This window comes from Arthrobacter wenxiniae (assembly GCF_013376105.1).
Taxonomy (GTDB): Bacteria; Actinomycetota; Actinomycetes; order Actinomycetales; family Micrococcaceae; genus Specibacter; species Specibacter wenxiniae.
In genome coordinates, this window is the sequence record NZ_JAAMFM010000029.1 from 23,322 (window position 1) to 43,818 (window position 20,497).

The window sequence follows — 20,497 nt, forward strand, 5'->3', positions numbered from 1 at the left end:
ATAGGCATGATCAAACGCCAGAATCGCGTTTTTATATCATTTCGGAGGATCCAATGGCGTCACCAGCGAAGAACATTCGGCGGGATATGCCCGCGCGTCCCCGGCCCATGGAGGCCCTGGACACCGTGGACCGACAGATTATTGACGCGCTTGTGGCGGATGCGCGCATCACGAACCGCGACCTTGCCGACGCCGTGGGCATTGCCCCCTCCACGGCGCTCATGCGCACGCGCGCGTTGCTGGAGCGCGGCGCCATCGAGGGCTTCGAGGCCAAGCTGAACCTGGCCGTGATCGGCCGGGCAGTCCAGGCGCTGATCGCCGTGCGGCTGCGCGCCCACGACCGCGACCAGATCGACAACTTCACCTCCCGCGTCCCCCAGCTGCCCGAGGTCCTCTCCACGTTCCACACCTCCGGCTCCGTGGACTACCTGCTCCACATCGCCGTCCGCGACACCGACGCCCTGCGCGACTGGGTGCTGGACAACCTGACCACGGACCCGGTGGTGGGCCACACCGAAACCACGCTGGTGTTCAAGCACATGCCCGGCCACACGGGCCCGCTGGACTAGCGGATCCTGCCGGCAAGGCACTGTGCGGCCACCGCCAGGGCGGCGCAGGCCAGGGCGATGGGGACGGCAAAGCCGGAGACCGAGGCCTGCAGCCCCCACAGTTTGACGGCCACTCCGAGTCCCAGCACGGGAACGGCGCTGCCCAGGTAGGTCACGATGTAGACGGCGGAAATGACCTGCGCATGCCTGGCCGGCTCCACGGCGGCGGCCACGTCGTTGAACACCACACGGAACGCCGCGCCCTGGCCAAACCCGGCGCTGATGCTGGCCAGCACCAGCAGCACCGGCGAGTGGAGCGTCCCGGCGGCGGCGATGAGGACCACCGAGGCGCCGAGCAGGAGCAGCCCCGTCGGGACCAGGAAGCGCCCGCGCAGCGAGAGCAGCTGGCTCAGCGCCGAGCACCCCAGCGTGAGGGCGGCCAGCAGTCCGATCAGCGGGCGGGAGTCGGCGTGCATGATGTGGGCAAAGTACCCCGGCGCCAGTGAGAGGCAGAAGCCAAAGACGGCAAAGCTGACGAAGCCGGTGGTTGCCGCCAGCCAGAACGTGCCGCGTGCCGAGCGGCCAAGCGCCGGGAGGCGGGGCCGCAGGTAGTTGCGCCCCTGGCCGGCCGGAGCCGGGCTGAGTGCGGGGCGGGCGTTGAGCAGGAGCAGGGGAACCAGCAGCACCAGCAGTATCACCGAATGGACAAGGAACGGCGCCTGGGTGTGGCCGGGCAGCAGCGAGAGCAGCCCGCCCACCACGGGCCCGGCCGCCACGCCGCCCGACGAGGACAGCAAAGTGAAGCGGGACGCCCAGTCCGGCCTGCTCGGCATCAGGTCGCGGAGGGCCGCGGCGCTCGCACCGGTGCCGATGGCCACGGCCAGACCCTGCAGCGCCCGCCCGGCCACCAACAGCGGCAGCGAACCGGCCGAACCAAACACCAGCCCGCCCGCCAGCCCGACGACCACGGCCAGCACCAGGGCCGCCCGCCTGCCGATGTGGTCGGACCAGTGGCCGAAGAGGACCAGTCCGCCGATCAGGGCCACCACGTACGCGGTGAAGGCAACCGTGACGCCCACGGAGTCGAAGCCAATCCGCGCCTGCAGCAACGGGTACAGCGGCGTGGCCAGGTTGGCTCCCACGAGCAGCGTGAAGATGACCGTGCCGGCCAGGAACAGCCGGGTGCCAACGGAGGCGTTCCACGACCACCGGGCGGCGGGCGCGGGACGCATGGCCAGTTCCTGCAGGACTGTCACGGGCGGATCCTTTCGCGGTTTGGCGGTGGCGGGCGGAGCGGGCTCCATCAGTTGCCCGATGGCACAAATCCATCTATAGAATGAGGCATCACTCATCTATTGATTCAACTTTTCCCGATGAATGAACCAGAACAGTCAATACAGCCCCGAAGGCAGATCCCGGAGTGAACCGCATGAGCAATTTGGACCCCCTGGACGTGCGCCTGATCCTTGCCCTGATCGCCGATCCGCGTGCCCAGATTGGGGAACTTGCGGACACCTTGGGCGTGGCCCGCAACACGGTCCAGTCACACCTGCGGCGCCTGGCCCGCAGCGGCGCCCTGCGGCAGGGCGGGCGCGAGGTAGACCTGGCGGCGATCGGCTACGACGTGGTCGCCTTCATCACCATTGAGGTGAACCACCGGGACCTCGACGGCGTCATCGCCGCCATGCGGGCCGTGCCGCAGATCCTGGAAGTGTACGAAATTTCCGGCCGCGGCGACGTCTGGTGCCGCCTGGCCGCCCGGGACGTCCACCACCTCCAGGGAGCGCTGCGGCAGCTGCTGCGCATCAGGGGCGTCATCCGCACGGAGACGTCGCTGGCCCTCCACGAGCACATCCCCTACCGGCTCCAGCCGCTGCTGGAGGGCATGAGCCACGGCTGACGCCACGCCGGGGCCCGGCGGCGGGAGCCCGCCAGCCGCCGTCGGACGTCCATAATGGGCAGGTGACCATCATTGACAACGGCGTGTACGTGGACGGTGTCCGCGTCTCCTCCCCGGTAAGCCTCGACCAGACCTACGAAGCCATGGCGGCGTGCGGCGGCATGGCATGGATCGGCCTGTTCCGCCCCGACGCCGCGGAAATGGCGTCGCTCGCCGCCGAATTCCAGCTCCATGAGCTCGCCGTGGAAGACGCCATCAAGGCGCACCAGCGGCCCAAGATGGAGAGGTACGACGACGTCCTGTTCACTGTGCTGCGCCCCGCACGCTACCTGGATGCGGAGGAGGCGGTCGAGTTTGGCGAGTTGCATGTTTTCACCGGGCCGAACTTCGTCATAACCATCCGGCACGCCGAAACGCCCGGGCTCGCGTCCACCAGGCACCGGCTGGAGGAGGACGCGGCCCTGCTTGCCCGGGGCCCCGAGGCCGTCCTGTACGCCATCATGGACCAGGTGGTAGACGATTACCTGCCCGTGGTCAGCGGGCTGGAAAACGACATTGACGAGATCGAGGACCAGCTGTTTGCCGGCTACCCCCATGTCTCGCGCAGGATTTACCAGCTATCCCGCGAGGTCATCCACTTCCAGCGCGCCATCCACCCGCTCCGTGAGACGCTCGGACGGCTCAAGGCGGGGTTTGAGAAGTACGGCGTCGACGTGGAGCTCCAGCGCTACCTGCGCGACGTCGAGGACCACGTGGAGTCGCTGACCGCGAAGTCCGACTCCTTCCGGCAGCTGCTGCAAAATGCGCTCACCGTGGACGGCACGCTCACCGCCAACCGCCAGAACGAGGCCAGCACCGCACAAAACGAACAGGTCAAGAAGATCTCCTCCTGGGCCGCCATCCTGTTCGCCCCGACGTTCGTGGCCGGCGTCTACGGCATGAACTTCCACAACATGCCGGAGCTGGCGTGGCCGTGGGGCTACCCGATGGCGATCGGCCTCATGGTCCTCATCGGAGCCGCCATGTACGTGATTTTCAAGCGGAAGACCTGGCTGTAGCGCTGCGGCGGCGCGTCGGCCCGGCCGCGGCAGGCAGGCGCAGCCAGTCCGGCGCCTGTTCCTGGAAGGTGTGCGGGTCCAGGCCGGCGGCCCCGGCCGGCAGCGCACCCAAATACGGGGTGGGCAGCCGCTGGAAATAGCTGCGGTTGTCCTCGTCAATGACCGACGGCGATGCCGGCCAGGAGCCCACCACCAGTCCGGCGGCGGGCAGGCCGCGGCGTTCCAGTGCCTCCAGCGTCAGCAGGGTGTGGTTCAGCGTGCCCAGGCCGCTGCGGCAGGCCACAACGATCCTGCAGCGGGCGGCCCCGGCCGCTCGTCCCACAGCCGCCGCGAGGTCCGCGACGGTGTGGCCCTCCGCGTCCAGCTCCACGAGCAGGCCGCCTGCGCCTTCGACGAGGACGTGGTCGAAGCCCGCGGCCAGTCCCGAGATCCGGTCCACATGGTGCGCCAGTGCCGGCAGCGCCCGGCCTTCGCGGGCTGCGGCGGCCACCGGCGCCATGGGGGCAAGGAGACGGATGCCTTCACAGACCGTCCCGACGCCGGAGAGCCGGGCCACCTCGTCCATGTCGCCGGTGCCGCCCGGGGCCACTCCCGTCTGGGTCGGCTTGTAGGCGGCCACGGCGGCCCCGCCGGCGGCGAGCGCGGCGGCGAGGGCCGCCGTCGTGACGGTCTTGCCGACGTCGGTGTCCGTGCCGGTGACAAAGGTGATGGCGGCTTCTTTCACGGTTTTCCTTGGGTCGCGGTGACGGTGAGCGGGGCCTGGAAGGACAGCAGCCGCAGCCACTGCGGCGGCTGCCCGGCCAGGCGCAGCCCGGGAAGGGCGGCGGCGGTCTCCTGCACGACCAGCACGGTCTCCAGTTCGGCCAGCCGGGCCCCAAGGCAGCGGTGCAGGCCGTGGCCGAAGGCCAGCGAATAGGCGGTGGGCCCCGCCTCGGCGGGGTGGCGTCCGCTGAGTTCGAGCAGGATCTCCGCCCCCGCCGGCAGGCTCGCGCCGGCCAGCATCGTGTCGCGGAGGGCGGCCCGCCGCCAGGTGTGGACGGAGGACTCGGTGGCGAGGACCCGGCGGACGTGGGCCTGTGCCTTCTCGTGCGCGGCCAGGGCGGCCCATGGGACGGCGGCCGGGGCCCCGAAGGCGTCCACTTCCGGGGCTCCGGAGGCGTCCGCTTCCGGAGCACCGGCGGCGTCCGCGGAGTCAAGGCCGCGGTACAGGGCCGTGTTGATGAGCTGCGAGGTGGTCTCCTGCCCGGCGATGACCAAGAAATACCCCAGCGAGCACACTTCGGCGGCGTCCAGTCCGGCCGCGTCCAGCACCCCGAACAGGGACGCCGTGCCGCGGGCACGCGCGGCCTCCTCCCGGAGCCACACGTAGAATTCGGCGGCACTGTGCGCCAGGACCTGCTGCCGGTCCGGGTCCGGCCAGCCCCAGAACAGCTCAAGCGAATCGCGGCTCCAGCGCTTGAGAAGGCCCAGCTCCGGGGTCGGATGGCCCGTCAGCTCGGCCATGACGAGAGGCGGGATGTGGCGGGCCACGGCGTCGGCCAGGTCCACGGGCCCGTGCAGCAGCCCGGCCGCCGCGACGGCCAGCCGCTGCCGCGCCAGTTCACGCACCCGCGGCGCGATGGCGGCCACCTTGGCAGGCGTGAAGAACCGCCCCACCACGGTCCGCACGGTGCGGTGCCGCTCCCCCGTGGCGGAGGCCAGCACGGGCGGCAGGGCAAAACGCACCCTGCTCAGGATGCGCAGGGTGGCCGGGGCCAGCGGCACCACCGACGTCAGCGCGTTTGTCGGGGCAAAGTCCTCCGTGCGGCGCATGACCTCGCGCACCTGCACAGGGTCCCCGATCACCGTGAAGGTCATGCGGCACCCACTGCCCGGGCGACGGCGGCGGCTGCCCGGTCCAGTTCCCCGTCACTCAGGTTCGCCCGGGCCGTGAGGCGCAGTCGGGACACGCCGTCGGGCACGCTGGGCGGGCGGAAGCACCCCACGGCCACGCCCGCGTGGCGCAGTCCGGCGGCCAGCGAAGCGGCGCGGTCCGCCGTCCCGACGGGGATGGACTGCACGGCGCCGGCCGCGGCAACCGTCCCGCACCGCTGCGCCAGCGCGGCGGCGTTGCCAAGCACACGCCGGGCCAGCGCGGGTTCCGCCAGCACGATCCGCGCAGCCTCGGCCGCTGCCGCCGCCGCGGAAGGCGCCAGGGCCGTGTCGAAGATGAAGGTCCGCGCCGTGTTGGCCAAGTGCTCGCGCAGCAGCTGCGAGCCCAGGACGGCGCCGCCCTGCGAGCCGAGTGCCTTGGACAGCGTGGCCGTGACGGCCACATGCGCCGCACCGGCGAGCCCGGCCGCATGCACGGCCCCGCGGCCGGCACCGGCCACCCCGATCCCGTGCGCCTCGTCGACCAGCAGCAGCGCGTCGTATTCGCCGCACAGGGCCGCCGCCTCCGCCAGCGGGGCGGCGTCCCCCAGCACCGAATAGATGGATTCAAGCACGACGACGGCCCGTGGCTGGGTGCGCCCGGCCAGTGCCGCCCTGATCCCCGCCGTGTCCTGGTGGGCCACGGACACTGACGGCGAGCGCGAGAGCCGGATGCCGTCGAGCAGCGAGGCGTGCACGTGGGCGTCGTGGACCATGAGGGTTCCGGGGCCGCCCAGTGCCGCAAGCACCCCCAGGTTGGCGGTGTAGCCGCTGGAGAAGGCCAGCGCGGCGTCCTGGCCGGTGAGCAGGCACAGCCGCCGCTCCAAGTCCAGGTGGGCGGACGTGGTGCCGCACACCACCCGGGACGCGCGGGCACCGGCACCGTGCTCGGACAGCGCCCTGGCGGCGGCGGCGATGACGCGCGGGTCGGCGGACAGCCCCAGGTAGTCGTTGGAGGCCAGATCGATGAGCCGTGGCGGCAGCTCCGTGCCGCGGACAAGCCCGCGCCGTGCGCGGACGGCGGCCCGGGAGGCCAGCCAGGCGTCCATGGCCGTCGCTGGGCCTGGCGCCGCCGTGCCTGGCGCCGCCGTGCCTGGTGCACCCAAGCCGGCCATCAGCCGTGCACCCGGGCGACGGCCGCGCGGATGCCGGCGCCGATCGTGGCGACATCCTCCGGTGTGCTGGTGTACGGCGGCATGGTGTAGACGAGGTTGCGGAAGGGCCGCACCCACACGCCGAGTTCCAGCGCCGCGCGCGTCACCGCCGGCACGTTGACCGGCCCGGTGAGTTCGACCACGCCCACCGCTCCGAGTACACGCACCTCCCGGACGGCAGCGAGGGAGGCGGCCGGGGCCAGGGTGGCCTGCAGGCCCCGCTCGATCCCCAACACCTGGTCCTTCCAGCCAGCGGAGACCAGCAGTTCCAGGGACGCGCAGGCGACGGCGCAGGCCAAGGGGTTGCCCATGAAGGTGGGCCCGTGCAGCAGGGCGCGCAGCGGCGAGGCCGTGATGGCGCGGGCGACGTCCGCCGAACACAGCGTTGCAGCCAGCGTGAGGTAGCCGCCCGTCAGCGCCTTGCCCACGCACATGATGTCCGGGACCACGCCCGCCCAGTCGGAGCCAAAAAGCTTCCCCGTCCGGCCCAGGCCGGTGGCGATCTCGTCGCCAATGAGCAGCAGCCCGTTGTCGCTGGCCACGCGCCGGGCCGCGGCGAGCGCACCTGGGGCGTAGGCGTGCATGCCGCCGGCGCCCTGCAGCACCGGCTCCAGGATGATGGCGGCCAGCTCGTCGCGGTGGCGGGCCACGGTGTCCTCAAGGACGCCGACCCAGCGGGCGAGCTCGTCCGCGTCGGCCACCAGTTCGCCGCCCAGCTGCCGGGCGGCGGGCGGGCGGGGCAGGAAAAGCTGTTCGGCAATGAGTGACGGAAAGGCCGAGTGCATGCCGTCCACCGGATCGCACACGCCCATGGCGGCAAACGTGTCCCCGTGGTAGCCGCCGCGCAGCGCCAGGAACCGCGTCCGCCGGGGCCGGCCGCGGCCCAGCTGGTACTGCACGGCCAGCTTCAGGGCCACCTCCACGGACACCGAGCCGGAGTCCGCCAGGAACACGTGGTCCAGGCCGCCCGGCGTCATTGCCACGAGCCGTTCGGCCAGCTCGACGGCCGGCGCGTGGGTCAGTCCGCCGAACATGACGTGGCTGAAGCGGCCGGCCTGCTCCAGGAGGGCGCGGTCCAGCACGGGGTTGCGGTAGCCGTGGATGGCGGACCACCAGGAACTCATGGCGTCCACGGCCTCGAACCGGGTGCCGTCGGCCGCGCCCAGGCTCAGCCGCGTCCCGGACGCGCCAAGGACGGCGTAGGGCGCGTCGCCGTCCAGCGGCGCGTAGGGGTGCCACAGCAGCCCCCTGTCTCGGGCTATCAGCTCGGGGGCTGCGGCCGGTGCCGCGCACTCAGGCATTGGGGGCCACGGCCGTCCCCGCCCCGCGGCGGCGGATGGTGGCGGGCGCGCCCGGGGAGGCGCCGGCGTCGTCCGCCGCCTCCGGCCGGGAGGACGGGCCGGAAGAGCCGGTGCCCAGGACCACAAAGCCGTTGTCGGCGATCATGTCCAGGTCGGCCCGTCCTTCCTGACCTTCGCTGGTGAGATAGTCGCCCAGGAAGAGGGAGTTCGCCACGTGCAGGGCGAGGGGCTGGAGGGTGCGCAGGTGCATTTCGCGCCCGCCGGCCATGCGGAGCTCGGTGGCGGGGCAGGCGAAGCGGACCATGGCCAGGATGCGCAGGCACTGGGCCGGCGTGAGCAGCCAGGTGCCTTCCAGCGGCGTGCCGTCGAAGGGCATGAGGAAGTTGACCGGGATCGATTCGCTGCCGAGCGCGCGGAGGGTGAAGACGGCGTCGACGAGGTCGCTGTTGCTCTCCCCCATGCCGGCGATCAGTCCGGAGCACGGCGACAGGCCGGCGTCCTTGGCGTGCTCCACGGTCTGCACGCGCTCGGTGAAGGTGTGCGTGGAGCAGATGTCGGCGTAGTTGCTTTCGCTGGTGTTGAGGTTGTGGTTGTAGGCGTCGACGCCGGCGTCCTTGAGGCGCCCGGCCTGCCCGCCCTTCAGGATGCCCAGGCAGGCGCAGACCTCCACGCCCGGGTGCTCGCCCTTGAGGCCGGCGACCATGCCCGCCACGCGGTCCACGTCGCGGTCGCTGGGGCCGCGGCCGCTGGCCACCAGGCAGACCCGCGAGGCCCCGGCGCGGATGCCGGTGGCCGCCTGGGCCGCCGCCTCCTCCGGCTTGAGCCAGCTGTACTTCAGGATCTGGGCGGCCGAGCCGAGGCGCTGGGAGCAGTAGGTGCAGTCTTCCGGGCACAGGCCGGATTTCAGGTTGACGAGGTAGTTCACCTTGACGGTGTTGGCGAAGTGGGCCCGGCGCAGGCGGGCGGCGGCGGCCACAACGTCCAGCAGCTGGGCGTCGGATGATTCGAGGACGGCGAGGGCTTCTTCGCGGCTCAGGGTGGCGCCGGCGAGCTGCCGGTCGGCGAGGTCTTGAAAGTAATTGAACACCGTTCAAGTTTGTGGCGGGGCGCGCCTGCTGTCAACACCGGGCGGAGGCCGGCGGCGCCCTGCGGGCCGCGGACGGGGTTCCGATGGGGGAAGATGGAGGGACGCGCCGCCATGGCGCGCGGCGGTGCCGGGCAGCGACCCCCCACCCCGCCGGACGGCACCCCGGAGCATGGGACAGGAGGGCGGCCATGCCGCTGACACGCGAGGCAATCGTGGATGCCGCGATGGGGATCCTGCGCGAATACGGCCTCGCCGACCTCTCCATGCGCCGCCTGGCCCGCGACCTCGACGTCCAGCCGGGGGCGCTCTACTGGCACGTCAAAAACAAGCAGGAGCTGCTCACGGTCCTCGCCGGCCTGATCCTGGCGCCCGTTGCCGGCCGCGAGGCCGCCACGGCGCGGGAGCTGGCGGTGGCGGTCCGCGCCGCGTTGCTGGCCGTGCGCGACGGCGCCGAGGTGGTGGCCCTTGCCCATGCGCTGAAACCCGACGCGCCGCCGCCGCTGCCGGGCTTCGGCGCGCTTCTGGCCGGCCAGGGGCTGCCCGAACGCGTGGCGGATGGTGCCGGCCGCGCACTGGTGCACTATGTCCTCGGCTCGGCCATGGAGGAGCAGACGCGCACCGGATTGTCCCGTGCGGGTCTGCTGGACGCCGTGGACGGACCCCCTGCCGGCAGCGCCGAGGAGGTTTTTCTGCTGGGCCTGGAGCTGTTCCTGGCCGGCGTCTCCGGCCGGGCGGCTGCGCCCGGAAGCCACGGAACGGCGCCCGGAAGCCACGGAACGGCGCCGGCGTAGGCGCGCGGCGCCAGCCTTGAGGTGCGGCGCCTGCGGCCCGCTACGTCCGCGCCAGCGCCTCAATGTCCTCCAGGAAGTCCTGGGCCACCGCGTCGCTGACGGTGGCACGGGTGTCCGCAATGGTCTCCAGGTAGTCGGCGGTGACGGGCCCGCCCGCCGGGGCGCCGCCGTCGTACACGGCCTTTTCCAGGGCGCGCTGGGACGCGCTGCGGGCGGCAAACTCGATGTCCGCCGGGGAGAAGCCGGCGCTGGCGGTGACCAGCCCCGCCACGTCCACCCGGTCCAGCGCGGCGGCCGGAATGAAGCGCGTCCACATGGCGGTGCGGGCCTCGGCATCGGGCAGGCCGATGGGGATGACGTAGTCGAAGCGGCCGTGGCGCAGGAAGGCCGAGTCCAGCGAGCGGATGAAGTTCGTGGCGCACACCAGCAGACGGCCGGGCTGGTCGCGGAACGCCGGGATGATCTTCAGCAGCTCATTGGTGACGCCCTGCATGGGCGACGGCGGCTCGCCTGAGCGCTGCGAGGCGATCTCCTCGACCTCGTCGATGAACACGACCGCGTGCTCCAGCTCCGCGATGTCCAGGAACGTCTGCCGCAGGGCCCCGGCCAGCCCGCCCGGCTCCCCCGCGAGACGCGAGGGGAAAACCTCCACAAACGGCCACTCGAGCCGGGACGCGATGGCCTTGGCGAAAGTCGTCTTCCCGGTCCCGGGAGGGCCGAACAGCACCACGGCGCGCGGCGGCACCACCCCGAACTCCTCCGCCAGCTCCGACTCGGCCAGCGGCAGGACCAGCCTGCGCTCCAGCAGCTCCTTTTCCGCCGTCATGCCCGCCACGCGGTCCCAGAGGTCGCGCGGGAGGAGCCTGCCGCCGAGCTCCTCCAGCGCCCCGAGCTCGGCGCGCTGGACGGGGACCCGTCGCTCAAAGTAGCGCAGGTTTTTCTTCACCACGAAGCCACGGTTGGAAAACGCCTCCACGCGCGTCTCGGTTTCCGGCATGAGGGCGGAAAGCTTGTTGAGCCCGTGCGCCGCCATGCGGTTTTCGACGGCGGCCAGCAGCGAGGTGCCGATCCCCCGGCCGCGGAACGGCGGCAGGGTGGACAGGAACACGATCCATCCCTGGTCGTGCGCCGCCCGGGCCACGGCGGCGCCCACCAGCTGCTCGCCGTGGACGGCCACCACGGCATGGTCCTTTTCGCAAGAGGCCAGCACCTCGGACAGGTCGTAGACGGGCTCCACGCCGTTGGCCCTCAGCGACTGCCACAGGGCCAGGATCCCCTCCACGTCCTGCGGATGAAAGTCGCGAATCTTCCACGTCGTCATGCTCGCTCCCTTGCGTCGTGCGGGCCGGCCTGCACACTCCGGTGCCAGCATCATGGCACACCCCCCGTGAATGTGCCCCAATGTGTCCTGTTCCGCGTCCGGCTGGATGCCGGCGGTGCGCACAACAGCGTCATGCGTCCTGCCAGTGCCGACGGCTCCGCACCACAGGATTGCTACCGCGTCCGCACCACTTCCCCGGCGGAGCGGTGCATGAGCAGCACCTCCACCACGGGGCAGAGCATCAGCACCGCCAGGACGGCGAACGTCCACTGAAAGCTGGCCACGGGCGCGGCGCCCGCCAGCAGGGCACCGGCCGCCCGCAGGATCAACGCCCCGACCGCAACGCCCAGGCCCGTGGCAACCTGGGCGATCGTGGAGGACAGCGTGTTCGCCCCGGACATGCGGGCCTTCGGCACGTCCGCGAACTGCAGCGTGTTGTAGGCGCTGAAGCCGATGGAGCGCAGCACGCCGCTGGCAAACAGCGCGGCGGCGATCACGGCGAGCGGGGTGCCGGGCCCCAGCAGCGCACACCAGCCCAGCACCAGGGCGCCGCCCGCGTTGCTGAGCAGCAGCACATTGCGGAAGCCAAGGCGTCGGATCAGCGGCGAGGTGGCCGGCTTGATCAGGACGTTCCCGGCAAACACGGCCATGGTCATCAACCCGGCCTCAAACGCCGTCCAGCCAAAGCCGACCATGAACATCAGGGGCAGCACAAACGGCACCGCGTTGATGACCAGCCGGTACACCGCCCCGCCGCCGTTGCCCGACCGGAAGGTCGGGATCCGCAGGGCGCGCAGGTCCAGCAGCGGATGCCGCGAGCGCCTGAACCACCACAGGGCGGCCGTTCCGCCGGCCAGTGCCAGCAGCAGCCAAAGCACGACGCCGGCCCACGGGGTGGGTGCCGAGCCCACCTGTTCCAGCCCGATCACCAGGGCGGCGAGGGACGCGCCGCAGAGCACAAAGCCAATCCAGTCCGGCGGCGGCACCTTCCGGGCCCGGATGTCCGGCACCACCCGCAGCGCCACCACCTGGGCCACGATCCCGAGCGGGACGTTGATGAGGAAGATCCAGTGCCAGCTGGCATACGTGGTCAGCAGCCCGCCCAGCGCCGGAGCAATGACGGGGGCCACCAGCGCCGGCCAGGTCAGGTAGGCGATGGCCTCGAGGAATTCCTTCCTGTCCGCGTCGCGCAGCACCACCAGCCGGCCTACCGGGACCATCATGGCCCCGCCCATGCCCTGCAGCATCCGCGCGGCACAGAGGAAGGCGAGGTTCGGGCTCAAGGCGCACAGCAGCGACGCCGCGGTGAAGACCGCAATGGCGGCGGTGAAGACCTTCCGGGCGCCAAAGCGTTCGGCCAGCCAGCCGCTGATGGGGATGCCGACGGCGAGGGTGATCAGGTACGCCGTCATGGCCAGGTTGAGGTCGACAGGCCGGACGTGCAGGTCCGCGGCCATGCCGGCCGCGGCCGTGGCAATGATGGTGCCGTCCAGGATCTCCATGAAGTAGGTCCCGGCCACCAAGAGCGCCAGGGCGCGGCTGAAGGACCTGGTGCCGGCCGACGTCGCACTGGAGATTCCCACCGCACCAGCGTAGCCACCGGCGAGGCACGTGACGCAACTCACGCACATCCGGGGAAACAATTGCGGCCCCGCCGGCGCTGAAAAGCACGTAACAGCAACCCCTCAACAGAAAGCTGGGCCCGTGAGCGTTGACGTCGCATCGGAAATTAATCTGCAGGATGAACTGATCGTTGACTCGGAGGCCGCCGCAGCGCTGTTTCTGGAGGCGCGCACGGCCAACAGCTGGGCCGAGGGCGAGATCCCGGAGGAAACCCTCGAGGCCGTCTACGCGCTGACCCGCATGGCCCCGACCGCCATGAACATCCAGCCGCTGCGCATCACCTGGGTCCGTTCGCCGGAAGCCCGCGAGCGCCTGGTGGCGCACATGGCGGACGGGAACAAGGCCAAGACCCTCACCGCCCCGATGGTGGCCGTGCTCAGCTACGACACCGACTGGCACGAACTGATGCCCACCACGGCACCGCACGCCGCCGGCATGGTCCCCACCTTCGCCGCCAACGACGCCCTGCGCCAGGGCATGGGCGCAAACAACGCGCACATCCAGGCCGGCTTCTTCATCATGGCCGCCCGCGCCGCGGGGCTGGCTGCCGGCCCCATGGGCGGCTTTGACGCCGCGGGGATCGACGCCGAATTCAACGAAGGCACGCAGCGCAAGGCCTTCCTGGTGGTCAACCTGGGCAGGCCGGACGGCATTGTGGACCGCGAACGCCTGCACCGTCTGGACTTCGACGCCGCGACCGCCACGGTCTAACGGGTCCGCTCCGCCCCGAGGCGCCGCCCCGTTCGTGGGCGGCGCCTTTTCATGTTCCGGGACATGAGGGACCGGCCCTGACCCTGGCCCCTGGCCACCACGAAACCGTATACTTCGACCACGGCACCGAGGAGGAACAACTCAACGGAAGATGTGTTTCCCATGGTCGAATCCGCACCCGTGGACATCCCAGTTCGGCTGGTACGCCGCCGAGCGGTATTGGGGATCGGGATCGGCACCTTGGCCGATGCCGCGCTGGCCGGATGCGCCGGGGCGCCCGTCACAGCGGGCACCCCCGAGGCGCCGGCGCCCGTACCGCGGTCACCTGCACCGCCGTCGACGGCTCCCCCGCCGGCCCCGCCGCCCTTGGCGGGCCTGCCCGGCATGCCGCCGGTCATCGACCCGCACAATGTGTACTCACAGGCCGGCGCCAACATGCTCTCCGGGGCCGTGCAGGGCGACAAGGCGCTGGTCTACGTCCCGCATGACGTCTCCGGGGACGTGTGGGTCATCGATCCGCGGACGTTTGCCGTGATCGCCAAGCATCCGGCCGGGAAGCAGGTCCAGCACGTCGTGCCCTCGTACGACATGCGCACCCTCTACGCGGCGGACGACGTCGGCAACCACCTTCTGCCCTTCGACGCCCGCACGGGGTTGCCAGGCAGGCCCGTCCCGGCGACCGCGCCCTACAACCTCTACTTCACCCCGGACGGACGGTTCGCGATCGTCGTCGCCGAAGCGCGGGCGGAACTTATCTGGTACGACCCCCACTCGTGGAAGCAGCTGGACGTCACCGCCCTGCCGGACTGCGCCGGGATCGACCATGCCGACTTTTCCGCCGATGGCCGCACCGCCGTCTTCACTGCGGAATTCTCCGGCCGGGCCGCGGTCATCGACGTCGCCAGCCACCGCCACGTTCGCACCATTGACATGCCCCACCGCAACACCGGCATGGGTCCGCAGGACATCAAGACCGCACCGGACGGTTCCGCCTACTACATCGCCGACTCCGATGAAGGCGGCCTGTGGGTCTTGGACGGGGCGGCGACGAAGGTGCTCAGGTTCATCCGCACCGGAAAGGGAGCCCACGGGCTCTATCTCTCCCGCGACGCGCAGCAGTTGTATGTCACCAACCGCCTCGAGGGCAGCGTCAGCGTCCTCGATGCCTACTCTGGCGCGCCCGTGGCTAAGTGGAAGATCCCCGGCGGCGGGAGCCCGGACATGGGCAACGTCAGCGCTGACGGTTCGCGCCTGTGGCTGTCCGGGCGCTACGACGACGTTGTCTACGTCCTCTCCACCGCGGACGGAAAGCTGATCCGCAAGATCCCCGTGGGCCGCGAACCGCACGGATTGTGCGTCTGGCCGCAGCCCGGCCGGTACTCCCTCGGCCACACCGGCATCACCCGCTAAGGAGCCGGCACCATGACCGCCACACCGCACCACTTCACCCGCCATTTGGCAGACCCACGACGCCGGCGTGCCGCAGCCGGCGTCGTCCTGCTCGTGTCCCTGGCCGCCTGCAGCGTGGGACCGGGCGCAGTGCCGGGGCCGGGGGTCACGTCTGGATTCCCGCCGGGGCCGGTCACTGCGGCGACGGGCACCGGATCGTCCGGAAGCACTTCGCCGGGAAGCCCGGCGGCGGCCCCTCCGACTGTTCCGGCACAGGCCCCCGCGACAACGTTCACTGCCACCATGCTGCCGTGGCGGCTGCCGCGCCCGCTTTCACGGGCCGTCGCGCTGCCTGACGGCAGGGACCTGCTGATCCTGGGCGGACTCACCGCCGCAGGCACGTCCTCGACCGAGATGTTGCGCATCAACCCTGCAACCGGGCAGGCGGCACCGGCCGGAACCCTGGCCCAGGCGGTGCACGACGCCGGCGGCGCGGTGCTGGGCTCGAGGTTCTTCGTCTTCGGAGGCGGCGGCGACACCGTCCTGGGAACCGTGCAGGCCTTCGCTCCCGGCCAGGACAGGGCCAGGGTTGTCGGCCGGCTGCCGCGGCCGCGGGCTGACCTGTCCGTAGCGGCCGGCAGCGACGGACGCATGGCCTACATCGTCGGAGGGTTCGACGGGGCCAATCCGGACCCGGCGGTGCTGGACACCGCCGACGGCATGAGTTTCAAGACCGTCGCCAATCTCCCCCAGCCCGTCAGGTATGCCGCCGTCGCCGTCCTGGGACAGTATCTCTGGGTCCTCGGCGGTGCCGGCGGGACGACGGCGACCGCCGCCATCCAGCGCGTGGATCCGCGCACCGGAAGCGCAGCCGTCGTCGGCCGCCTTCCCGTGCCGCTTGACCATGCCGTGGCCGTGGTCCTGGACGGCAGCCTGCTGGTCATCGGCGGCATGGTCAACGGCAGGCCGAGTTCGACCATCTGGAGACTGGATCCGGACAACGGGACCGCCGCCCGGGCGGGGACCCTCCCCGAAGCGGTGTCAATTCCCGCCGCGGCCGTGCTCGGGGGGAACGCCTACGTGATGGGCGGGGAAGGGCGGACAACGCTCGACACCGTGGTGCGGATCACGCGCGCCGGGTGAGCGGCCGGCCCCTGCTCGTCCCGGGTACGGCCGGCACCCACAGCGTTGCACGGATCCGGATTGGGCGACCGCCTTTTCGACGAGCGCGCGAATCCCGGCGTCCGTCGCAGCATCCAGCGAGGTGATGGCCCACGCAACCGGGTGCATGTGGGCGCCCTCCTCGCGGGCGGGGTTCACGACTTCGCCAAGGCCGAACGCGATGAAGTCCTTATCCGGTTTGAGGTGGCAAATGTCCTCAGCCGTCCTTCACATGGAAAGGGAGTCGGTGTCCCCCAACGCCCTCCCGGCCGTGCTGCTCGCCGGCGGGGTTCAAATTGCGTTGGCGCGGCCGGCCCCTGACGGGGTTGATGCGCTTCGTCCCCGGCACCCGTCGGGCAATCGTCGTGGTGACAGTGGTGGCCGTTGCCGCCGGACCGAATGTGCCCGGCGTGGCCGGCGAGGGGGGCCCGAGCGGCGGGCTCCCTGGACTGACGCCGCTCCTGGCACCGCTGAACCCGGAAACCCTGCAGATGGTGTGGCCCCCGGCCATGAGCGTGGCATTCAGGGAGTTGTTGGAAAACCTACGGGCCGCCAGGCTGGTCGATGACATCACCGACACGCGTTCGCACAGGACCCGGGAGTCGTGGGCCTTGGGCGTGGCCGACGGGAAGATCGGCCGGGTCACGAGCCGCATTTCGACGCCGGCCGCAGGGGTGCTGCCGTTGCTGCTCTACACCGGCTTGGGCACGGCCCTTGGCAGCAGTGGCCGCCAGCCTAGGGGGCGTCCTTGTGTTCTTCGCTGTCGTCCCGGTGCGCCGGCTGCAGGCGGTGGCTGTCGTGGGCCTGCTGTGCCAGCCGCTCCGCGCGGCGCCCGCGCGATGCACCCATCATGAACACCACAATGCACACAACAGCCACCAGCCAGGCCGCCACGACAATGGCGATAACTTGCCACAGTGGCATCCGGTGGTCTCCTTGGGGAACAGGCCCTGGTGAACAGGCATTGTAATGGAACGCTGTGCTGCCCATCATACCGGTACCCGCTGGGAAGCCGTTGGACATCGGCCCGCGCCGCGTGCAAAAGCGCCCCGGACGCACGGGAGCCCGCCCTGACCTTCCATGCTGCATCGGACTACACTGGCCGCATGGACACGCCATCAGCCCCCGTCACTGTCACCGTCACCGGCGCCGCCGGCCAGATCGGCTACGCACTGCTGTTCCGGATTGCCTCCGGCGCCATGCTGGGCGCCGGCGTGCCGGTCAGGTTGCGGCTCCTGGAGATCCCCGCCGCCACCAAGGCAGCCGAGGGCACCGTCATGGAGCTGATGGACGGCGCCTTCCCACTGGTGGCCGGCCTGGACGTCTTCGACGATCCGGCAAAGGCGTTCGACGGCGCCAACATCGGCCTGCTGGTGGGCGCCAGGCCGCGCGGGCCCGGCATGGAACGGGCCGACCTCCTCTCGGCTAATGGCGGCATCTTCTCCGTTCAGGGGCAGGCCATCAATGACGGCGCCGCCGCCGACTTCAGGGCCGTGGTGGTGGGCAACCCCGCCAACACGAATGCGCTCATCGCCGCGTCGCACGCGCCGGACGTCCCGGCGTCGAGGTTTACGGCGATGACCCGGCTGGACCACAGTCGGGCCGTGGCCCAGCTGGCGGCCAAGACGGGCGCCGGCGTCGGCGGCGTCCGCAGGCTCGCCATCTGGGGCAACCACTCCGCATCCCAGTACCCGGACATCACCCACGCCACCGTGGACGGAGTCCCGGCCACAGATCTGGTGGGCCAGGCGTGGATCGCGGACGAGTTCATCCCGCGCGTGGCCCAACGCGGCGCCGAGGTCATCGCGGCGCGGGGCGCGTCGTCGGCGGCGTCCGCAGCCAACGCGGCCGTTGAGCACATGCGCCTGTGGGTCCAGGGGACGCCGGAGGGCGACTGGACCAGCATGGCCGTCCCGTCCGACGGTTCCTACGGCGTGCCCGAGGGGCTGGTGAGCTCCTTCCCCGTCACAACAGCCGGCGGCGAGTACACCATTGTGCAGGGGCTCGAGGTCGACGGGTTTTCCCGGGCCAGGATTGACGCCAGCGTGGCCGAGCTCGCCGGCGAAAGCGACGCAGTGGCGGGCCTGGGCCTGATCTAGCCGACGGCCAGGGCGCGCAGCTTCTCCAGGGACGTCCCCAGCCGTCCTTCGAGCCGCCAAAGTCGAAGGTGTCGGTGTCGAAGTGCTGGTCGATTGTCATTTTCGTGGCGCCGCCGACGTCTTCGAACCTGACGGTGATGGAGCTGGCGAACGGGAACGTCTCGGTGGGCCCTTCACGCATTTCCAGGCTGTTCGGCGGGTCGATCCGGGTGAACGTGCCGGTCGCCGGGAATTCCGCGCTGCCGTCGTCCATGACCAGGGGGGGCGACCATGCGCCGCCCACCCGCGCGTCGATGCCCCCGCCGGATGGTTGCTGGCTTTCAAGGGATTCGTTGGTCATGGCTTGGCCTTGCGTTGAAGTTCCCCCAAATGCCGCTCCAGCCGGTTCAGGCTCTCATCCCAATGCCGGCGGTATTTCTCCATGTAGGCGGCTTCCAGCACCTTCAGGTGCCGGGACATGGCCGGGAGCGAAATGCTGAATGGTTGGGCCAGCTGGCTGACCGGGGCCTCCCCTTCGTTGAGCCGGGCGAGTATTGCCCGCCGCGTGGGGTCGGCCAGCGCCCCGAAGATCAGGCACGGCAGGGCCGGCGGCGTGCCCCCGGTCCCGGACGTGCCGGCCTACGTCCTGCGGCCCTTGGCAAAGTAGGCGATCGGCCCGGCAAAGTTGATGAACGACGCCGCCACCCAGGCCTTCCTTGGGCCGTTGACTTCCTGCGGGGTGCGTCGGGCGAGGTCGCACAGCGCGGCAACCTGCAGGGCCACCTGCACCAGCCCAAGCACCACGAAGGCCCGCCTCCTGCGCGGGCTGAGGTCCTTCCACCGCTGTCCAGCTGTCATGGCACCCTTCCGTGGCGATTTCCGCGTGTTGATCCGGCCTGCGTCCCTGCCGTCGGCCCCAGTCTAATCCGGCGCGGCCCCGCGCGTCATGGACGGGCCGGTGTTTTCGAAAACCCAGGGCAGCGCTCTCATGTCCAGCCGGTGCCGGCCGCCGGGCGGGGCCGCGTCCCCGCCGGCCGGATAGGCCTCGTCCCCGGCCCACACGATCCCGGCGGGCCTCCCCGGGGAGGAGGGGCCGCCGTCGTCCGCCAGGAGGTGGCTGTTGTAGGAAAAGGGCGTGCCGGAGGCGGCCTGCGCCAGCGCCCGCGCCGCCGTGGCGAAGGCGCCCAGCTGGTGCAGGGTGACCCAGGTGGGGGGCACCAGCACCATCTGCCCGCGCGCGTGCCGGCCAAGCGCGTCGGCCGGGGCCAGCCAGGCAAAGGCCTCATGCTCGCCCGGATTCAAGACGACGCTCGACGACGGCGCCTCCGCGATCAGGAACCAGGTGCGGAAGCGCCGCGGGAGCCGCTGCATGGGCGTCCACAAGGAGAGGGCGGCCACGCGCCCAGGGTCCAGCAGCTGGCCCGTCTCCTCCGCCACCTCGCGCACCCCCGCGGTCCGAGCGGCCAGGGCGTCGGCCAGCGCGGCGCCGTCGGGGCCCACGCGGTCCTGCGGATCGACCTTTCCCCCCGGGAAAACCCACGCCCCGGCAAATGCGCTGCTGGTGCGGGGCCTCTCCAGCATCAGCACCTCGAGCCCGTCCGCGCCGTCGCGCAGGAGCACCACGGTGCAGGCGTCTTCCAACGGGGCCAGGGGAACATGTTCGTCCATGCTGCCAGCCTACCGGCGCGCCCGGGACCCGCCTTCCAGGATCCAAAATAGGGACCAAAGACCCTTTGCCAACCGCTATACACACGAGTAGCCTCCTATACATGAGTACAGCGCAAGACGATCTGACGGGGCGCGCACGGCTGCGCGACGCGGCCATCGAGGGCTTCGCGGCGCAGGGATTTGACGAATCCCTGCGCGCCATCGCGGCGCGCGCGGGGGTCAGCGCCGGGCTGGTCCGCCACCACTTTGGGTCCAAGGAAAATCTCCGGGCCGAGTGCGACGCCACGGTGCTGGAGCGCTACCGCAAACTCAAGGTTGACAGCATCAACGCCGAACCTTCCGTCATGTTCTCCCAGCTGCCCTCGTCCCGGGAAGGAGGCATCCTGATGGTCTACATCCTGCGCTCCGTCCGCGACGGTGGTGCGGCAGGACGCGCCTTTCTGGAAAACCTGGTGGCCGAGGGAATCGAGTTTTCCGCCGACGCCGTGGCCCGCGGGCTCGTGGTGCCCAGCCGGAACGAGGAGGCCCGCGTCCGCCACCTGGTCCGCCAGTCCGTGGGGGCACTGATCGTGCAGCTGGGCATGTGGCCGGACCTCGCACTCGACGACTTCGAGGGCGTCATGGAGCGGTTCTACGCGGAATCGATGCTGCCCACGCTCGAGCTCTACACGGAAGGCCTCTTCGCCGACCGCACCTACCTGGACCAGTACCTGGCCTTTGTGGCCGGCACCGAAACCACACCCGCGGCCCCCGCGGAGGAAACGTCATCGCACCACGGAAAGAGTAAGGAATAGTC

The 20,497-nt window shown here is 71.0% G+C and carries 21 protein-coding genes and 1 pseudogene; 9 read left to right on the plus strand and 13 right to left on the minus strand.

The genetic code is table 11. The features are described from left to right. Positions 1-53: 53 nt before the first annotated feature. The gene (locus G6034_RS15740; RefSeq protein WP_176636060.1) at positions 54-569 is read left to right on the plus strand and encodes an Lrp/AsnC family transcriptional regulator; all 516 of its coding nucleotides are present in this window, start codon (positions 54-56) and stop codon (positions 567-569) included. Here G6034_RS15740 and G6034_RS15745 read toward each other — a convergent pair. Further along, positions 566-1,804 carry an MFS transporter gene (locus G6034_RS15745; RefSeq protein WP_176636061.1) on the minus strand — a complete coding sequence of 413 codons (1,239 nt, stop codon included), beginning with the start codon at positions 1,802-1,804 and terminating at the stop codon, positions 566-568. The two genes, G6034_RS15740 and G6034_RS15745, sit on opposite strands and share 4 nt — an antisense overlap. Before the next feature lie 173 nt (positions 1,805-1,977). Here G6034_RS15745 and G6034_RS15750 point away from each other — a divergent pair, with 173 nt between their 5' ends. Together G6034_RS15750 and corA are read left to right on the plus strand one after the other, a co-directional pair. Continuing rightward, positions 1,978-2,448: an Lrp/AsnC family transcriptional regulator gene (locus G6034_RS15750; RefSeq protein ID WP_176636062.1), complete on the plus strand. Its 471-nt coding sequence runs from the start codon at positions 1,978-1,980 to the stop codon at positions 2,446-2,448. 62 nt (positions 2,449-2,510) lie between these two features. Continuing rightward, positions 2,511-3,506 carry a magnesium/cobalt transporter CorA gene (gene corA / locus G6034_RS15755; RefSeq protein ID WP_176636063.1) on the plus strand — a complete coding sequence of 332 codons (996 nt, stop codon included), beginning with the start codon at positions 2,511-2,513 and terminating at the stop codon, positions 3,504-3,506. Here the strand turns inward: corA and bioD are convergent. The 5 genes from bioD to bioB form a co-directional block, all read right to left on the minus strand. Beyond that, complete coding sequence (bioD, locus tag G6034_RS15760) at positions 3,484-4,230, minus strand: dethiobiotin synthase (RefSeq protein ID WP_176636064.1); 747 nt, start codon at positions 4,228-4,230, stop codon at positions 3,484-3,486. The two genes, corA and bioD, sit on opposite strands and share 23 nt — an antisense overlap. Next, complete coding sequence (locus G6034_RS15765; RefSeq protein ID WP_176636065.1) at positions 4,227-5,363, minus strand: cytochrome P450; 1,137 nt, start codon at positions 5,361-5,363, stop codon at positions 4,227-4,229. The genes bioD and G6034_RS15765 overlap by 4 nt, the downstream gene beginning before the upstream one ends. After that, entirely contained in the window at positions 5,360-6,466 is a 1,107-nt protein-coding gene (locus tag G6034_RS15770; protein WP_176636066.1) for an aminotransferase class I/II-fold pyridoxal phosphate-dependent enzyme, read from the minus strand. The genes G6034_RS15765 and G6034_RS15770 overlap by 4 nt, the downstream gene beginning before the upstream one ends. Before the next feature lie 65 nt (positions 6,467-6,531). Further along, positions 6,532-7,872, minus strand: coding sequence for an adenosylmethionine--8-amino-7-oxononanoate transaminase (locus tag G6034_RS15775; protein ID WP_176636067.1), 1,341 nt, complete (start codon positions 7,870-7,872; stop codon positions 6,532-6,534). Then, positions 7,865-8,959, minus strand: coding sequence for a biotin synthase BioB (gene bioB / locus G6034_RS15780; protein WP_176636068.1), 1,095 nt, complete (start codon positions 8,957-8,959; stop codon positions 7,865-7,867). Before bioB ends, G6034_RS15775 begins: the two co-directional genes overlap by 8 nt. Positions 8,960-9,147: 188 nt before the next feature. On the opposite strand from bioB, the gene G6034_RS15785 reads away from it, so the two are divergent. Next, on the plus strand, positions 9,148-9,750 hold the full coding sequence (locus G6034_RS15785) for a TetR family transcriptional regulator (protein WP_176636069.1): 603 nt from the start codon (positions 9,148-9,150) through the stop codon (positions 9,748-9,750). A 40-nt stretch (positions 9,751-9,790) separates the two neighbouring features. Here G6034_RS15785 and G6034_RS15790 read toward each other — a convergent pair whose 3' ends face one another. Both G6034_RS15790 and G6034_RS15795 read right to left on the minus strand, forming a co-directional pair. Continuing rightward, entirely contained in the window at positions 9,791-11,071 is a 1,281-nt protein-coding gene (locus G6034_RS15790) for an ATP-binding protein (RefSeq protein ID WP_176636070.1), read from the minus strand. Positions 11,072-11,244: 173 nt separating this feature from the next. Continuing rightward, entirely contained in the window at positions 11,245-12,654 is a 1,410-nt protein-coding gene (locus G6034_RS15795) for an MFS transporter (protein WP_343038105.1), read from the minus strand. 121 nt (positions 12,655-12,775) lie between these two features. Here G6034_RS15795 and G6034_RS15800 point away from each other — a divergent pair, with 121 nt between their 5' ends. From G6034_RS15800 to G6034_RS15810, 3 genes are all read left to right on the plus strand, one after another. Continuing rightward, positions 12,776-13,405, plus strand: a complete 630-nt coding sequence (locus G6034_RS15800; protein ID WP_176636072.1) for a malonic semialdehyde reductase — start codon at positions 12,776-12,778, stop codon at positions 13,403-13,405. 162 nt (positions 13,406-13,567) lie between these two features. Continuing rightward, entirely contained in the window at positions 13,568-14,815 is a 1,248-nt protein-coding gene (locus G6034_RS15805; protein ID WP_218063970.1) for a YncE family protein, read from the plus strand. A gap of 12 nt (positions 14,816-14,827) precedes the next feature. Further along, on the plus strand, positions 14,828-15,937 hold the full coding sequence (locus G6034_RS15810) for a Kelch repeat-containing protein (protein WP_176636073.1): 1,110 nt from the start codon (positions 14,828-14,830) through the stop codon (positions 15,935-15,937). Positions 15,938-16,690: 753 nt separating this feature from the next. On the opposite strand, the gene G6034_RS15815 is transcribed toward G6034_RS15810, so the two are convergent. Further along, positions 16,691-16,879 carry a hypothetical protein gene (locus G6034_RS15815; protein ID WP_176636074.1) on the minus strand — a complete coding sequence of 63 codons (189 nt, stop codon included), beginning with the start codon at positions 16,877-16,879 and terminating at the stop codon, positions 16,691-16,693. 182 nt (positions 16,880-17,061) lie between these two features. On the opposite strand from G6034_RS15815, the gene G6034_RS15820 reads away from it, so the two are divergent. Next, a complete protein-coding gene (locus G6034_RS15820) occupies positions 17,062-18,054 on the plus strand; it encodes a malate dehydrogenase (RefSeq protein ID WP_176636075.1) in 993 nt (330 codons plus the stop codon). Between the two features lie 82 nt (positions 18,055-18,136). Here G6034_RS15820 and G6034_RS20510 read toward each other — a convergent pair. From G6034_RS20510 to G6034_RS15835, 4 genes and pseudogenes are all read right to left on the minus strand, one after another. Further along, positions 18,137-18,394, minus strand: a pseudogene (locus tag G6034_RS20510) (SRPBCC domain-containing protein); the annotation flags it as partial. Beyond that, a complete protein-coding gene (locus G6034_RS15825; protein WP_176636088.1) occupies positions 18,391-18,636 on the minus strand; it encodes an ArsR/SmtB family transcription factor in 246 nt (81 codons plus the stop codon). The gene G6034_RS15825 and the pseudogene G6034_RS20510, both read right to left, overlap by 4 nt. 36 nt (positions 18,637-18,672) lie before the next feature. Then, complete coding sequence (locus G6034_RS15830) at positions 18,673-18,891, minus strand: PLDc N-terminal domain-containing protein (protein WP_176636076.1); 219 nt, start codon at positions 18,889-18,891, stop codon at positions 18,673-18,675. A 63-nt stretch (positions 18,892-18,954) separates the two neighbouring features. Next, positions 18,955-19,701 carry an NUDIX hydrolase gene (locus G6034_RS15835; RefSeq protein ID WP_176636077.1) on the minus strand — a complete coding sequence of 249 codons (747 nt, stop codon included), beginning with the start codon at positions 19,699-19,701 and terminating at the stop codon, positions 18,955-18,957. Positions 19,702-19,802: 101 nt separating this feature from the next. Here G6034_RS15835 and G6034_RS15840 point away from each other — a divergent pair, with 101 nt between their 5' ends. Beyond that, positions 19,803-20,495: a TetR/AcrR family transcriptional regulator gene (locus G6034_RS15840; protein ID WP_176636078.1), complete on the plus strand. Its 693-nt coding sequence runs from the start codon at positions 19,803-19,805 to the stop codon at positions 20,493-20,495. Positions 20,496-20,497: the final 2 nt, after the last annotated feature.